Annotated in this window: 12 protein-coding genes and 2 pseudogenes; 5 read left to right on the top strand and 9 right to left on the bottom strand. The window is 70.2% G+C overall.

Annotated elements, in window-relative coordinates; all coding sequences use genetic code 11:
* Nucleotides 1–1,109, top strand: a 1,109-nt coding sequence (locus tag GA0115254_RS08225; protein ID WP_176740025.1) for an outer membrane protein assembly factor BamB family protein, incomplete at its 5' end; no start/stop codon positions are given.
* A gap of 60 nt (nt 1,110–1,169) precedes the next feature.
* Here GA0115254_RS08225 and GA0115254_RS08220 read toward each other — a convergent pair.
* Complete coding sequence (locus GA0115254_RS08220) at nt 1,170–1,847, bottom strand: hypothetical protein (protein WP_256102445.1); 678 nt, start codon at nt 1,845–1,847, stop codon at nt 1,170–1,172.
* A gap of 191 nt (nt 1,848–2,038) precedes the next feature.
* Between GA0115254_RS08220 and GA0115254_RS08215 the strand changes: the two genes are divergently transcribed.
* Entirely contained in the window at nt 2,039–2,596 is a 558-nt protein-coding gene (locus tag GA0115254_RS08215) for a hypothetical protein (protein WP_093894626.1), read from the top strand.
* A 2-nt stretch (nt 2,597–2,598) separates the two neighbouring features.
* Here GA0115254_RS08215 and GA0115254_RS08210 read toward each other — a convergent pair whose 3' ends face one another.
* The 3 genes and pseudogenes from GA0115254_RS08210 to GA0115254_RS08200 all read right to left on the bottom strand — a co-directional run bounded on the left by GA0115254_RS08210 (nt 2,599) and on the right by GA0115254_RS08200 (nt 4,972).
* Nucleotides 2,599–3,372, bottom strand: coding sequence for an enoyl-CoA hydratase/isomerase family protein (locus GA0115254_RS08210; RefSeq protein ID WP_093894625.1), 774 nt, complete (start codon nt 3,370–3,372; stop codon nt 2,599–2,601).
* A 6-nt stretch (nt 3,373–3,378) separates the two neighbouring features.
* The gene (locus GA0115254_RS08205) at nt 3,379–3,819 is read right to left on the bottom strand and encodes a Zn-ribbon domain-containing OB-fold protein (protein ID WP_176740023.1); all 441 of its coding nucleotides are present in this window, start codon (nt 3,817–3,819) and stop codon (nt 3,379–3,381) included.
* Nucleotides 3,820–3,824: 5 nt separating this feature from the next.
* Nucleotides 3,825–4,972, bottom strand: a pseudogene (locus tag GA0115254_RS08200) (lipid-transfer protein).
* A gap of 92 nt (nt 4,973–5,064) precedes the next feature.
* Here GA0115254_RS08200 and GA0115254_RS08195 point away from each other — a divergent pair.
* Entirely contained in the window at nt 5,065–6,621 is a 1,557-nt protein-coding gene (locus tag GA0115254_RS08195; protein ID WP_093894623.1) for a FadD3 family acyl-CoA ligase, read from the top strand.
* Nucleotides 6,622–6,787: 166 nt separating this feature from the next.
* On the opposite strand, the gene GA0115254_RS08190 is transcribed toward GA0115254_RS08195, so the two are convergent.
* The 3 genes and pseudogenes from GA0115254_RS08190 to GA0115254_RS08180 form a co-directional block, all read right to left on the bottom strand.
* Complete coding sequence (locus tag GA0115254_RS08190) at nt 6,788–7,015, bottom strand: hypothetical protein (RefSeq protein ID WP_093894622.1); 228 nt, start codon at nt 7,013–7,015, stop codon at nt 6,788–6,790.
* 77 nt (nt 7,016–7,092) lie between these two features.
* Nucleotides 7,093–7,281, bottom strand: a complete 189-nt coding sequence (locus GA0115254_RS08185; RefSeq protein WP_093894621.1) for a hypothetical protein — start codon at nt 7,279–7,281, stop codon at nt 7,093–7,095.
* A 209-nt stretch (nt 7,282–7,490) separates the two neighbouring features.
* Nucleotides 7,491–10,473: pseudogene (locus GA0115254_RS08180) on the bottom strand (BTAD domain-containing putative transcriptional regulator).
* A gap of 262 nt (nt 10,474–10,735) precedes the next feature.
* On the opposite strand from GA0115254_RS08180, the gene GA0115254_RS08175 reads away from it, so the two are divergent.
* The gene (locus GA0115254_RS08175) at nt 10,736–11,965 is read left to right on the top strand and encodes an amidohydrolase family protein (protein ID WP_093894620.1); all 1,230 of its coding nucleotides are present in this window, start codon (nt 10,736–10,738) and stop codon (nt 11,963–11,965) included.
* A 71-nt stretch (nt 11,966–12,036) separates the two neighbouring features.
* Here GA0115254_RS08175 and GA0115254_RS08170 read toward each other — a convergent pair whose 3' ends face one another.
* Both GA0115254_RS08170 and GA0115254_RS08165 read right to left on the bottom strand, forming a co-directional pair.
* Nucleotides 12,037–12,864 carry a MerR family transcriptional regulator gene (locus GA0115254_RS08170; protein WP_093894629.1) on the bottom strand — a complete coding sequence of 276 codons (828 nt, stop codon included), beginning with the start codon at nt 12,862–12,864 and terminating at the stop codon, nt 12,037–12,039.
* A gap of 186 nt (nt 12,865–13,050) precedes the next feature.
* Nucleotides 13,051–13,254, bottom strand: a complete 204-nt coding sequence (locus GA0115254_RS08165) for a cold-shock protein (RefSeq protein WP_003967102.1) — start codon at nt 13,252–13,254, stop codon at nt 13,051–13,053.
* A 377-nt stretch (nt 13,255–13,631) separates the two neighbouring features.
* On the opposite strand from GA0115254_RS08165, the gene GA0115254_RS08155 reads away from it, so the two are divergent.
* Complete coding sequence (locus GA0115254_RS08155; RefSeq protein WP_093894618.1) at nt 13,632–14,510, top strand: menaquinone biosynthetic enzyme MqnA/MqnD family protein; 879 nt, start codon at nt 13,632–13,634, stop codon at nt 14,508–14,510.
* Nucleotides 14,511–14,536 lie beyond the last annotated feature (26 nt).

The following is a 14,536-nucleotide window of genomic DNA, read 5'->3' as shown; positions in this document are numbered from 1 at the left end:
TGTCCAACGACGTCTGGGGGACGCCCGTCGTCGCCGGGGACCTCCTCTACGTCACGTCGTTCGAGGTGCACGCCCTGGACGTCGGCAACGGGCGGCGCCAGTTCAAGACCCGGGACGTGGCCTGGGTGATGGCCGTCGAGGGCGGCCGTATCCACGCCTCCGACGGGCCGTCGCTGTACGCCCTGGACGCGGCGACCGGCGCCGAGCGGTGGCGGCTGCAGACGGATGCCTGGGTGTACTCCCTCAAGGCCGACCGCGGCACCGTCGTCACCGGCACCCGGGGCGGCGGCGTCCAGGCGTGGGAGGCGTCCACGGGCGAGAAGCTGTGGGAGAGCAGCGGCGTACAGACCGACTTCGAGACGGCGGAGGCCGGGCCCGCGATCCACGACGGCACGGTCTACCTGTGGCAGGACGCCCGGCTGCGCGCCGTCGACGCCCGTACCGGCGTCGAACGCTGGTCGTACCCCATCGGCGACGCGGCCTCCTGCGGCGGTGTGCCGGTCCGGGTGACCCCGGCGCCGGACGGTTTCGTGTACGTCAGCGCGGGGGCCCGGGTCCTGGCCGTCGACAACGTGTCCGGTCATGTCCGCTGGCACTTCGAGTCGCCCGCGGTCTTCCTCTGCCCGCCCGCGTTCGCACCCGGGCCCGCCGTCACCGGCGGCGGCGTGTACCTCGCCGACTACCTCGGCACGGTGTACGCGATCGACGCCGCGACCGGCAAGGACCGCTGGCGCATCGCAACGGAGGCCCGCCAGTCGATCGAACCGGTCCTGGTCACGGCCGGGAACGTCCATGTCGGCAGCGGCAGCGCCCTGTACACGCTCGACGCCGTCACCGGCACCCCGAAGTGGCGGTTCGCGGCGGGCGGCGAGGTGGTGGGAGCCCCGGTGGTCGCCGACGGCCGGGTCCACTTCGGCTCCGCCGACCACGTCCTGTACACCCTGGACGCGGCGGGCGGCCAACTCCGCTGGAAGCTGGCGACGGGCGGCGAGATCACGGGTTCGCCGGTGGCACGGGGCGGTGTCGTGTACGCGTGCAGCAAGGACCGCTGCGTGTACGCACTGGACGCGCTGAAGGGAACGGGCACGGGCAACCGGCCCCGGACGTGACACCTCGCCCACCTCGAGCCCGTCCGGCGTCTGAGGACGGGACCCCGGGCGTCGGTCACCTCAGGAGGACGGAGGCCGCCGCGGATCGGGCCCTTCGTCCGGTGTGACGGGGTGCGGGGCCGTGTCCTGGTCCTCCGGGCCCGGAGGCGGACTCTCGCGGCGGGCCGCCGGAGCGGGCCCTGTGTACGGGTCCGGCTCGGGCTCCGGCAACGTACTCGTCTGCACGGAGGGCCCCGGCTCCTGCGTGGGCGGCCACGTATCCGGATTCTCCGATCCGGGCGCCGCATACAGCTGGTCATGGCCCCCGCGGGCAGGCCGGCGCCCACGGTGCCGCCCCGGCATCACCACCGCACCCAGCAGCAACAGCACCGCGCCGCCCACCGCGTTCGCCACCCCCCACTGCAGCCCGGAACCGTCGGCCGCGACCGTCAGACTGCCCACCGACTCCCCCTGGCGCACCATCCACAGCACGGTGAACCCGAGCACCAGCACACCCGCGGACGCCACCAGCAGACGCGACCGCAGCACCACACCCACCACTGCCATCAGGGCGGCGAAGAGAAAGGCCAGGAAGATCGAGCCCAGCGTTCCGGGCCGGCTGCCGGTGAAACCCGTGAACAGCTCGTCGATCCGGTAATGACGCCCCAGACGGCCGTCGTACCAGTCACGGAAGGGGCTCAGCACGGCGGCCGCCGCTCCTGCGAGAGCCAGGACCGAGCCGAGGACGTTACGGACCATCATCGGCCTCCTGCGTGTGCGCGGACCGGCGTCACGAATCAGCACCGCTCTCGGCCTCGACGCTACGCCCGGCCCCTGACCCCCGCACCTTGCGCTAGCGTGTCGCGCGGTCGTTCGACAGCAGCAACAGCAGATTCGGCAGCAAGCGCACAGACAACGGCACAGACAACATCACAAGGGGGGCTGCATCGATGATGCGGCAGCACATAAAGCTTTCCGCGGTACTGGTCGTGGTGGTGCTCGCACTCACCGGCTTCTCGACCTCCAGCCACGGCGGCCGGAGCGGCAAGAGCAAGAGCAAGGGGTCGAGCAGCAGCAGCGGCGGCGGTGGATGCTCCAACTCCAAGAAGAGCAACGGCAGCTACCACGACAACGATTACAACGACAACGACAACGACTACGACTCGTCGAGCAGTTCCTCCGGCAGTACCGGCTACGAGACGCCGACCCCGAGCGCCACCGCTTCGGACGCGCCCCAGGCGTACGTCTTCCGCTGCGCCCAGCCCCGCAAGGGCAAGCGCAAGGCCGTCACCACCTCCACCGTCCGGCTCACGGCGAACGCCGTCGGCTCGCACACCTACGAAGTCGATGTGACCTTCCTCGACGCACGGGGCAACACCGTCGACACCGGTGAGGCGAAGGTGGACGCCGAGGGTGGCGAGACCAGGACCGTCTCCGTGCGGATGGACAGCCCGAGCAAGGTCTCCCGGGTGAAGAAGTGCCGGGTCGAGGCCGAGTTGAGCTACTGACCTCAACGCGTCCGGAACTCGTTGCCGCCCCGCCCCCGGAACAACTCGGCCTGCCGCTCCGGCGGCAAGTTCCCGAGTGCGATCAGGTGCGGGGCGTGGGCCATGGCCTGCGCCCTGGCCGCCTCCTTCGCGGACCACACCGCCCGTACGGTCCCCTGCACCGCCCGGGTCGGGTACGAGGCGATCACTCCCGCCGCCCGCAGCGCCGCCGCCACTGCGTCTCCGGGTGCCGTCACCTCACTGACCAGCCCGGTCTCGTACGCCCGGCGGGCCGTGACCCGTTCGGCCGTACCCATCAGGGACATCCGGGCCACCTCGCCGAACGGCATCCGCTGCGCCATGGAGATTGCCTCGTACGCGCTGACCATGCCGTACGTCGTGTGCGGGTCGAAGAACGTCGCCTCCTCGGACGCGATGACGAACTCCGCCTCGCCCAGCAGGTAGAACGCCCCGCCGCAGGCCATCCCCTCCACGGCCGCGATCACCGGCTTCCACAGGTCGTTCGCCTTCGGTCCGATCGCGATCAGCGGATCGTCGATCGTGTACGGGGACGAGGGCTGCGGCACGTCCACGTCCCGGTCGATCCCCGTACAGAAGGCCCGGCCGCCCGCGCCGGTGAGGACGACGGCCCGCACCTCGTCGTCGAAGCGGAACGCCCGCCAGGCGGCGGTCAGTTCGGCGGCCGTCGCCAGGTCGATCGCATTGAGTTTCCCGGGCCGGTCGAGGGTGACGAGCGCGACCCCGGTCTCCTTGTCCGTCTCCGTCCGCAGCGCCATCACCGATCACCTCTCCAGCAGCCAACGCACCAGGGTCACCCCGGAACCGGCCGGGCAGAACACCACCCGCACCGGCGCCCCGATCCGCAGCCGCCCCGGATCGACCGAGTCCAGCGGGGCTTCCGGACCGCTCACCACATTCCCGACCAGCCGGATGTCCGGGGCGTCGGCCAGCTCGACCACGACGGCGTTGTACGGGGCCTGCGCGGCGTACGCGGGCAGCAACGGCGGATGCGGCAGCACGTACGACCAGATGCGGCCGCGTCCGCTCACCGGCCGCCACTCGCTCTCGAAGGACTGGCAGTGCGGGCAGCACGGCCGGGGCGGGAAGCGGAGCCTTCCGCACTCCGGGGCGGCGCAGGCCTGGACGCGGAGTTCGCCGCGGGCCGCGTACTCCCAGAAGGGCGCGCCGTCCTCGTCCACGACGGGCAGCAGCAGAGCATCCATCCCGGTCAACTCCTCAGCAGTACGGCAGATGTGGGAACGCCCTCACCGGCGGTGACCAGACAGGTCGCGGCGTTCGGGACCTGCGCGGTGGAGACGCCGCGCAGCTGCTTCACGCCCTCGTTGATGAGGTTGAAGCCATGCACGTACGCCTCGCTGAGCCCGCCGCCCCCGGTGTTGATGGGCAGCCGCCCGCCGCTCTCCAGCGCCCCGCCCTCGGTGAACGCCGCGCCCTCGCCGCGTCCGCAGAAGCCGTAGCCCTCCAGGGAGAGCGGAATGAGCGGGGTGAACGCGTCGTAGATCTGCGCGACATCCACATCGCCCGGGCCGAAGTCGGCCTGCTTCCACAGCTGCCGGGCGGCCGTCCACGCGGGTCCGGTGAGCGGGTCGTCGTTCCAGTAATTGACCATGCCGTGGTGCTGGGCGGGCAGCCCCTGGGCGACGGAGTGGATGTAGACGGGTTTCTGCCGGCAGTCGCGGGCCCGCTCCGCCGAGACGATGACGCAGGCCAGTGCCCCGTCGGTCTCCAGGCAGTTGTCGAAGAGGCAGAGCGGCTCGCTGATCCAGCGCGAGGTCATATACATGTCGCGGGTCAGCGGCCGTTCGTACATCACCGCGTCCGGGTTCTGGTTGGCGCGGTTGCGGCAGGCGAGCGCGACGTTGAAGAGATGGTCGCGGGTCGCCCCGTACTCGTGCATGTACCTGCGCGCCAGCATCCCGATCTCGTCGGCCGGCCGCAGCAGCCCGTAAGGACGGGTCCACTGGGCGGGGTGGGCAGTTGCACGGCGGTGTTCTTCCAGGGCCGGGGCCCCGACCCCCGCTTCCGTGACCGCCAGGCGACGCCGACGCTCGCCTGCCCGGTCGCCACGGCGGCGGCGAGATGCGCGATCGTCGCGCACGAGCCGCCGCCCCCGAATCCCACCTTGCTGAAGAAGGTCACATCGCCCGCCCCGATGGCCTTGGCGACCTCGACCTCGTCGGTCTCCTCCATCGTGTACGAGGCGAAGGCATCCACCTCCGAGGCGGCGATGCCCGCGTCGTCGAGCGCCGCGACGATGGCCCGGCAGGCCAATGTCTTCTCGGATTCGGGCAGTTGCTTCGCGAAGGCCGTCTGTCCTATGCCGGCTATCGCTGTCACGTCCTTGAGTGCCGCCACCGCCACCTCCGAGACCGTCATGACTGCTGACAGCGGCTGAGGCTACAGCTAATCTGACGGATAGTCAGCTACTGTGTCAGGGAGGGTGAGCGATGCGCGGCGACGAGGAATGGGGCAGCATCCCGAAGCTGATACGGGCGGCGGCGCGGCGGTACGGGGACCGGGAGGCGGTCGTCGAGGGCCGGACCCGGATCTCGTACGCCGAACTCGGCGACCGCGTCGAACGGGCCGCCGCCTCCTGCATGGCCTCGGGCGTCGAACCGGGGGACCGGGTCGCGATCTGGGCCCCGAACACCCTGGACTGGATCGTCTCCGCGCTCGGCGCGGTCACGGCGGGGGCGGTCCTGGTCCCCCTCAACACCCGCTTCAAGGGCACCGAGGCGGCGTACATCCTGGAACGCAGCCGGGCAAAACTGCTCTTCGTCACCGGCACCTTCCTCGGTACGTCGTACGTGGCGTCCCTGCGCCGGGCCGACGTGCGACTCCCGTACCTGGAACGGGTGGTGGTACTGGCGGACAGCGCCCCCGACGACTACGTCACCTGGAAGGACTTCCTTGCGGCGGGGGAGGGGGTGTCCGGGGCGGCGGTACGTTCCCGCGCCGACGCAATCGCCCCCTCGGCCCCCTCCGACATCATCTACACCTCGGGCACCACGGGCCGGCCCAAGGGCGCCGTCATCACCCACGCCCAGACCCTGCGCTGCTATGCGATCTGGAGCGAGCTGGCGGATCTGCGCGAGGGCGACCGCTATCTGATCGTGAACCCCTTCTTCCACACCTTCGGCTACAAGGCGGGCATCATCGCGTGCCTGATGCGGGGCGCGACGATGGTTCCGCAACCGGTGTTCAACGTGGACACCGCCCTGGCCAACATCGCCGCCGAACGCATCTCGGTCCTGCCGGGCCCGCCCACCCTCCACCAATCCCTCCTGGACCACCCGGCCCGGCGCGCCCACGACCTCTCCGCCCTCCGCCTGGTGGTGACGGGCGCGGCGGTGGTCCCCCTGCAACTGGTGGAACGCCTGCGCACGGAGCTCGGCATAGCGACGGTCCTCACCGCGTACGGTCTCTCCGAGGCGAGCGGCATCGTCACCATGTGCCGCCGCGGCGACCCGCTGGAGACGATCGCCTCGACGTCGGGCCGGGCGATCGACGACACGGAGATCCGCGTCCTGGCCACCCCCGGCACGCCCGGCGAGGTCCTGGTCCGCGGGTTCAACGTGATGCAGGGCTACTTCGAGGACCCGGAGACCACGGCCGCCACGATCACCGTGGACGGCTGGCTCCGCACGGGCGACGTGGGCGTCCTCGACGAGGACGGCAACCTCCGGATCACCGACCGGATCAAGGACATGTTCATTGTCGGCGGCTTCAACGCGTACCCAGCCGAGATCGAACAGCTCCTCGGCCTGCACCCGGACGTGGCCGACGTGGCGGTGATCGGCGTCCCGGACCCCCGGTTGGGCGAGGTGGGCAAGGCGTACGCGGTCCGCAGACCGGGCGCGACGGTGACGGCCGAGGACCTGATCGCCTGGTCGAGGCGCGAGATGGCGAACTACAAGGTCCCCAGGGCGGTGGAGTTCGTGACCGAGCTGCCGCGCAATGCGAGCGGCAAGGTGGTGAAGGGGGAGCTGCGGGGGCGGGTGTAGTGGGAATGACTCGGGGCGACGGCCGGGCTCGGCGAGGGCGAAAACCTCGCGAGCACTGCCCGTGCAGTGGGCGGGCCTTCGTGGCGCATGCGGCGGGGGCCGTGCTGGACGACGCGAAGAAGGGCCCGACTGGTGGCTCGGGCCCTTCTTCACACGCGGGTGCGGCTCAGCCGGCGTGGTTCTCGTCCTGCGGGGTCACCACGGTGGCGTGAGTGTCCTGAGTGGTGACCGGGGTGTCGCCGGTCATGTGGCTGTCGGCCAGGGCCGGGGTGGCCGCGCCGAGGCCGAGGGCAACGGTGAACGCGGCGGCGATGAGCGTCTTCTTCGGGCGATACCGGTACCCCTCTGGCGGGAAGCGGTCGAACGTTGGCGCGATTGCGCTGACTGCACGCACGCAGACGTACGACGGCCGCGACGGCTCCCCCTCCGCGCCGCCGCGGCCGTTCCCCCGTACCCCGTCGAGAAAAGTCGTCAGTCCTTCGGCTCCGCAGTGGCGTGCATGTCGTCGGTTGTGGCGACGCCGCCCGTTGCGTGCATGTCCAGCGGCTTCACGGTTCCACCGGTGGCGTGCATGTCCTTGGTCGTGATCTGCCCTGCATCTCCGCCGGTGGCGTGCATGTCTTGGGGCTTGATCTCCGGGTCCTTCTTCGCGTCAGCCATGTTCGTCTGCTTCCCTTGGCGTCTCATGTGATCGGTCGGCGATGCCCGCCCGGCTGTTCCCCCGTGGACTGCCGGGCGGGCATCTCAGGGCCGCTCAGACTAGTGCTACGGCCTTTGTCTCAATCCGCTTGCCCCCCGACGCGGCGGATTGACATTCATGAGAATGCCTGGCCGTGATAAACGAACGATGAACGCTCCTCGGGCGAGGGTTACTCGGGTGCTGCCGGCGCTGCGGACGCAAGCAGGGCGCGCACCTCGGCGGCTTCGTGCGAGCCCAGCAGCTCGTGGATGGCCAGTGCTTCACGCCAGCACGCCTGTGCTCGGCCGAATTGGCCGATGTCGCTCAGGGCGCGGCCGAGCACAGCGAGCACATTGCCCCGCCGCCACTCGCCTCCGATGCCACGGAGCGAGGTCAGGGCCTGCTCGGCCTTGGTAGCCGCATCCGCCGAACATCCGGATGCGAGATCGACCTCGGAGAGGCGGAAGAGCGTCATGCCCTCCCAGAGGCGCTGGCGGCTGTCCTGGAAGATGTCCAGCGCCTCCAGCAGGCATTCCGTTGCGGTGGCGAAATGGCCGCTCTGGGTGAGAGCCATGCCCAGCGCATAGCGCCCGTTCGCGCTCCGGAGGGCGTGCCCCATGCTGTCGTAGATGTCTATGCCCTGCTGAGCCAGCGAGACCGCGCTGCCGGTGCGACCCGTGGCGAGGTGGATGCGCGACAGATTGCACAGCGCGCTCGCCTCACCCGGACGGTCCCCTATCTCGCGGAAGCGGTCGATGGCCAGCGTGAGGTACTTCTCGCCGTCATCGTGGCGATTCTGGTAAAGCGCCATGATTCCAAGGGCGTTCGGAGCCCAGCAGCCGGGCAGGGGGTCGCACTTCGCTTCGACGAGCCGCATGACCATCTCCGCCTCGTGCTCGGCCTGATCGAAGCGCCCTGATGTGTGGTGCACATCGGCCAGCGTCATCAGGGCCCGGACTTCCGTGCGTCGGTCCTGGGCCGCACGGGCGGCTTCCAGGACCGCGAACGCGGTCGTCTCGTACTGCTTCGAGTTCGCTCCGGACTCGCCGAGGTCGAGTGCCGACCAGAGCAGATCGACTCCGCGCGCCAGGGTCTGCGGGGTCTGCGGGACGGACGACTGGCGTACGCATGAGAGCAGCGGACTGGCCTCCGCGTAGAGCCAGTCGCGAGCGGCGTGCCGGTCGGTGAAGGACAGCCCCGCGTGCCTCGTCGGCTCAAGGTGGTCCACCAGCCGGTCCCCCGGCCGCTCCAGCGCGTACACCCCCGCCGCCGTCGCCAGGTAGAAGTCCAGCAGCCGCGACAACGCCGACTCCCGTTCTTCCAGGGGCTCTTCGCCCCGCTCCGCACAGGAACCGCGCGTAGAGGCGCACCAGGTCGTGGTACCGGTACCGCCCCGGCGCCGCCGACTCCAGCAGCGACGTGTCGACCAGGGCCTCCAGCAGGTCTTCCGCCACGTGGGCTTCGAGGTTGAGCAGGGCCGCCGCCGCGGCCAGGGAGATGTCCGGGCCGTCCGCCAGGCCCAGGAGGCGGAAGGCGCGGGCCTGGGCGGGCTCCAGCTGGCCGTAGCCGAGTTCGAAGGTGGCCTTCACCGCGAGGTCGCCGGCCTGGAGTTCGTCCAGGCGGCGGCGTTCGTCGGCGAGTTTGGCGGCCAGGACGGAGACGGTCCAGGTGCGGCGGGCCGCCAGGCGGGAGGCGGCGATGCGGATGGCCAGGGGGAGGAAGCCGCAGGCGGCGACCACGTCGAGGGCGGCCTCGCGCTCGGAGTTGACGCGCTCCTCGCCCACGATGCGGGTGAAGAGCTGGAGCGCCTCCTCCGGGGACATCACGTCCAGGTCGACCAGGTGCGCGCCGGCCAGGTCGACCATGCGGACGCGGCTGGTGACCAGGGCCGCGCAGCCCGCGGTGCCGGGGAGGAGGGGGCGGATCTGGGCCGCGTCATGGGCGTTGTCGAGGAGGACCAGGATGCGGCGGCCGTCGAGCGTGGAGCGGTAGAGCGCGGCGCGTTCGTCCAGGGAGTCGGGGATCGCCGAGTCCGCCGTGCCCAGCGCGCGCAGGAACGCGCCGAGGACCGTCTCCGGTTCGGCGGTGCGTGCGCCGGCGCCCTGGAGGTCCACGTACAGCTGACCGTCCGGGAAGTGCTGGCGCGCTTGATGGGCGACGTGCACGGCGAGGGTCGTCTTGCCGACGCCGCCGATGCCGGCCAGTGCCGAGACGGCCATGACCGAACCCTCGGCGGTCGCCAGCCGGTCGCCCAGTTCGCGGACGAAGGAGGCGCGGCCCGTGAAGTCCGGGACGGTGGCCGGGAGCTGGGCGGGACGCAGCGGTGCGGCGGCCGGGGCCGGTTCGTCGGCCGGGCGGGCCAGTTCCTCGTCGGCCTGCAGGATGCGCTGCTGGAGCTGGGAGAGCTCGGGGCGCGGGTCGACGCCCAGTTCGTCGGCGAGCAGCCGACGGGTGTCGGCGTACACCGCGAGGGCCTCGGCCTGCCGGCCGCTGCGATACAGGGCGATCATGAGGAGTTCGCGCAGCCGTTCACGCAGCGGGTGCGCGGCGGTGAGCGCGGTCAGCTCGGAGACCGCCTCCGCGTGGCAGCCGACCTCCAGATCCAGGTCGAGCCGGGTCTCGGTGAGCTGGAGCCGCCACTCCTCCAGCCGGGTGCGCTGGTTCTCGGCGTACGGGCCGGGCACGGAGGCCAGGGTCTCGCCGTCCCACAGACCGAGCGCCTTGCTGAAGAGACTGCGGGCCTGGGCACGGTCGCCGCCCGCGCGGGCCTTCTCCGCCTCGGCCACCAACTCCTGGGCCATGGTCAGGTCGAAGGCGTCGTTCCTGGTCCGGATCGCGTAACCGCCGGCGTCGCTGACCAGCGTCTGCGGGTCGAGGACCTTACGGAGCCGGGAGGCGTAGGTGCGTACGGCGGCGAGCGCCTGCGAGGGCGGTTCCTCACCCCAGATGGCGTCGATGAGTTCGGAGGCCGTGGCCGTGCGGCCGTCGCGCAGGAGCAGTGCGGTCAACAGAGCGCGCTGCTGAGGTGAACCGGACGGCAGCGCTTCTCCGTCCCGCCAGGCCCGTACCGGGCCGAGTACGGAAAAGCGCAGATAGGTGCCGTCGGCCGACTGCTGCTGCGGAGCCCGTTGCCCCGGAACACGCACGCGTGGCCCGTGGTCGTCACGGTCCATTGATGCCCCCTGTCCTGCTCGCCCCGCCGGTCCTGCCGATCGTGCTGGTGCTGTCTGTTTCGGATCGCCCGCCTTGTGCCGGTCCGGCACGGGTGGATCCGGATTGCTCGGTACCGCTGGTATCGCGCTCAACAGTCTGCCTTGTTCTGGGCGGACACGTCAGCACTGGGTGACTCTCTGCACAAGCCCTCGACAACGATTGCGGAACGGGGGCCGGTACAGATAGCTGACGGTTCGTCAGATCAACGCTACCGTGGGAGGCATGGAGACCTTCCCGAAGATCATCTCGGTGGACGACCACACGGTGGAGCCCGCTCATGTCTGGCGGGACCGGCTCCCGTCCAAGTACCTCGACCGCGGCCCGCGGATCGTTCGCGCACCGCTCAAGGAAATGACCTTCATGGGCGGCAAGTTCGCGCCTGTGATGGGTGCGAAGGGCGACGACGGGCCGATCGGCGACTGGTGGGTGTACGAGGATCTGCACCGCCCGCTCACCCGGCTCGACACCGCGGTAGGCTACGACCGGGACGAGATCAGGCTTGAGGTCATCACGTACGAGCAGATGCGCCCGGGTTCGTTCTCGGTCCCCGACCGGCTTGCCGACATGGACGTCAACCACGTCCAGTCCGCCCTCTGCTTCCCCACCTTCCCCCGCTTCTGCGGCCAGACCTTCACCGAAGCGAAGGACCGCGAGCTGGGGCTGCTCGGGGTACGGGCGTACAACGACTGGATGGTGGAGGAGTGGTGCGGCCCCGAGGCGCGGGGCCGGCTCATCCCGCTCACCCTGATCCCGCTCTGGGACGCGCAGCTGGCCGCGGACGAGGTCCGGCGGAACGCGGCGCGCGGTGTGCGCGCGGTGGCGTTCTCCGAGATACCTCCGCATCTCGGGCTGCCGTCCATTCATACGGACGAGTGGGATCCGTTCCTGCGGGCCTGTGACGAGACGGGGACGGTGATCGCGATGCACATCGGCTCGTCGTCGAAGATGCCGTCCACCTCGGCCGACGCCCCGCCCGCCGTCGGTTCCACCATCACCTTCGCCAACTGCTGCTTCTCGATGGTCGACTGGCTGATGAGCGGCAAGTTCGAACGGTTCCCGAACCTGCGGATCATGTACGCGGAGGGGCAGATCGGCTGGATCCCGTACATCCTGGAACGCGCGGACGTGGTCTGGGAGGAGAACCGGGCCTGGGGCGGTGTTGCCGACAAGGTCCACCGTCCGCCGTCGGAGCTGTTCGCCGAGCACGTCTACGGCTGCTTCTTCGACGATGCCTTCGGGCTGAAGAACCTCGACTCGATCGGCGTCGGGAACGTTCTGTACGAGACGGACTACCCGCACTCCGACTCCACCTGGCCCAAGTCGCGCGAGGTCGGCGAGGCGCAGATGGGGCATCTGGACGCCGACGTCGTGGACCGGATCGTGCGCCGCAACGCGATCGACCTGCTGGGACTGACGGACGACGGGCTGTGGGCGGGGCCCGGAGGACGGTAGGGGTGCAGAGGAACGTGACACCCGGGGTGTGGGGTGTCACGTTCCTCCGGCCCATGGGCGTCCGAGGGGGATCAGGCCCTGGTGACCGGCTCCTGGAGTTCCGTCACCCACTTGTCCCGGTCCTCGGGGCACTCCAGGCTGATCTCACGGGCGTATCCCGCGGACCGGTAGCCGTTGGCGTCGATCCAGCGGGCCAGGGTCTGGGCCGTCGGCAGGACGCCGTCCATCGAGCCCCGGTGGACAATGGTCGCCGCCTCGAACGGGGGCAGCTCGACCACCTTGATCCCGGTGTCGCCGAGCGGGCCCACCGGGGCGGAGACCGTCACCCCGGCGTGGACGACGACCGCGCCGCCCCCCTCCGGAGCATCTTCGTAGTGTGCGATCCCGGGGCCGCTCGGGCTGACGCCCACCGTGCCCAGCAGCGGGAAGAGCCGGTCGTACAGCGGGCCGATCACCGGAGTGATGTCCTCCGGTTCGTAGCCCGCCGCGGTGCCGGTCAGCTCGGCCACCCGTACCGCGGCAACACTCTTGACCATGACATCGTCCACAGACATGCGTCCCTCGCTCTCGATCGACCGGAGCCTCGCCTCGACCTGCGCCAGCCGTGCGGCCGCAGCCGCCATGGCCTCCTCCAGCTCCGCCCGCCGCAGCCGCAGCATCCCGCGCAGCTCCTTTGACCCCACCTGCTCGTCGAGGATGACCTGCACCTGCTGGAGCGTGAAGCCGAGATCCTTGAGCGCGATGATGCGGTTGAGGCGTGCGAGCTGGGCGGCCCCGTAGAAGCGGTAACCGGTGGCGGGGTCGGTGCGGTCGGGGTGCAGGAGCCCGATGGCGTCGTAGTGGCGCAGCATCCGGGCCGACACCCGTCCGTACCGGGCGAAGTCTCCGATGGTGAACATGATGTCTCCCACTGCAATGCTTCACACGGTGTCAAGGTCAAGCATCGCAGCGTCCCGATGCCGCGCCTCGATGCCGCCGAGAGGGGACAGGGCGGGAGAAAAGGCAGGAGCCCCGTTCCCCGCCGAGGCGGAGGAGCGGGGCTCCTTGGGTACTACTAGCCGGCCGCGATCGGCCGACCCGGGCAACTAGGCCGGGGTGACGTTCTCAGCCTGCGGACCCTTGGGTCCCTGAGTGACGTCGAAGTTCACGACCTGGTTCTCCTCGAGGGAGCGGAACCCGGACGCGTTGATCGCGGAGTAGTGGACGAAGACATCCGGGCCGCCGCCGTCCTGGGCGATGAAGCCGAAGCCCTTTTCAGCGTTGAACCACTTGACGGTTCCGGTAGCCATAAGCCCTCCTTGGGCCAAAGGGTTGCCCTGCTCCAGAACCTGCAAAGAAGTCTGAAAACTACAAAAGCCTGCGGGTTACATGCTCCGCAGGCTCTGTACTGCAAGGGAAACCAAACTGCAACTTGCGTCGAGCCTAGCACGCAGTGTGTACGGAGGGGTAGAGGGAAAGATCACTTCACTCGGATGTTTGATAGCTGTGCCGATGAGCTGACGAAGTGGGTGTCCCGGAGGGTGTTGCGGAGGCCTCTTCAGGCGGTACGGGGGAGGGCTTTGGCGCACTCCCCGGGGCGGTGTCGAGGCGCCCCCGGGAGCGGGATCGGGTGACGCCCCGCGCACCCGGTGCCGTCCGGGCGGTGCCACGGGTCTAGCCTCGCGATGTGGACAATTCAACCGTCTCAATCGTCGCAGGCGACGACCGTCGCAGTCGGCCGCGCGTCGGCCACATCCAGTTCCTGAACTGCCTCCCCCTGTACTGGGGACTGGCGAGAACCGGAACCCTGCTCGACCTGGAGCTCTCGAAGGACACCCCGGAGAAGCTCAGCGAGCAGCTGATCAGGGGCGATCTGGACATCGGCCCGGTCACGCTGGTGGAGTTCCTCCGCAACGCCGACGAACTGGTGGCCTTCCCGGACATCGCGGTGGGCTGCGACGGGCCCGTCATGTCGTGCGTGATCGTGTCGCAGGTGCCGCTCGACCAGCTGGACCGGGCCCGGGTGGCGCTCGGTTCGACCTCGCGCACCTCCGTGCGTCTGGCCCAACTGCTGCTCGCCGAGCGGTACGGGGTCAGCCCGGACTACTACACCTGCCCGCCGGACCTCGGCGTGATGATGCAGGAGGCGGACGCCGCCGTGCTGATCGGCGACGCCGCGCTGCGCGCCAACCTGCACGACGCACCCCGGCTCGGTCTCCAGGTCCACGACCTGGGCCAGATGTGGAAGGACTGGACCGGGCTGCCGTTCGTCTTCGCGGTCTGGGCGGCCCGCAAGGACTATCTGGCGGCCGAGCCCCACCACGTGAGCAAGGTGCACGAGGCCTTCCTGGCCTCGCGGGACGTCTCCCTGGAGGAGGTCACCAAGGTCGCGGAGCAGGCGGCGCGCTGGGAGGCCTTCGACGCGGAGGTGCTGGAGCGGTACTTCACGACCCTGGACTTCCGCTTCGGCCCGGACCAGCTGGCGGGCGTACAGGAGTTCGCGCGCCGGGTCGGTCCGACGACCGGCTTCCCGGCGGACGTGAAGGTCGAGCTGCTCGGCGGCTGACCGGGCGGGCGGGGCGGGGGCGGGAC

Origin of the sequence: Streptomyces sp. Ncost-T10-10d (genome assembly GCF_900091955.1) — a bacterium.
Lineage (GTDB): Bacteria > Actinomycetota > Actinomycetes > Streptomycetales > Streptomycetaceae > Streptomyces.
The sequence above is the reverse complement of the archived record's forward strand: the minus strand, read 5'-3'. Positions and strand labels throughout refer to the sequence as shown.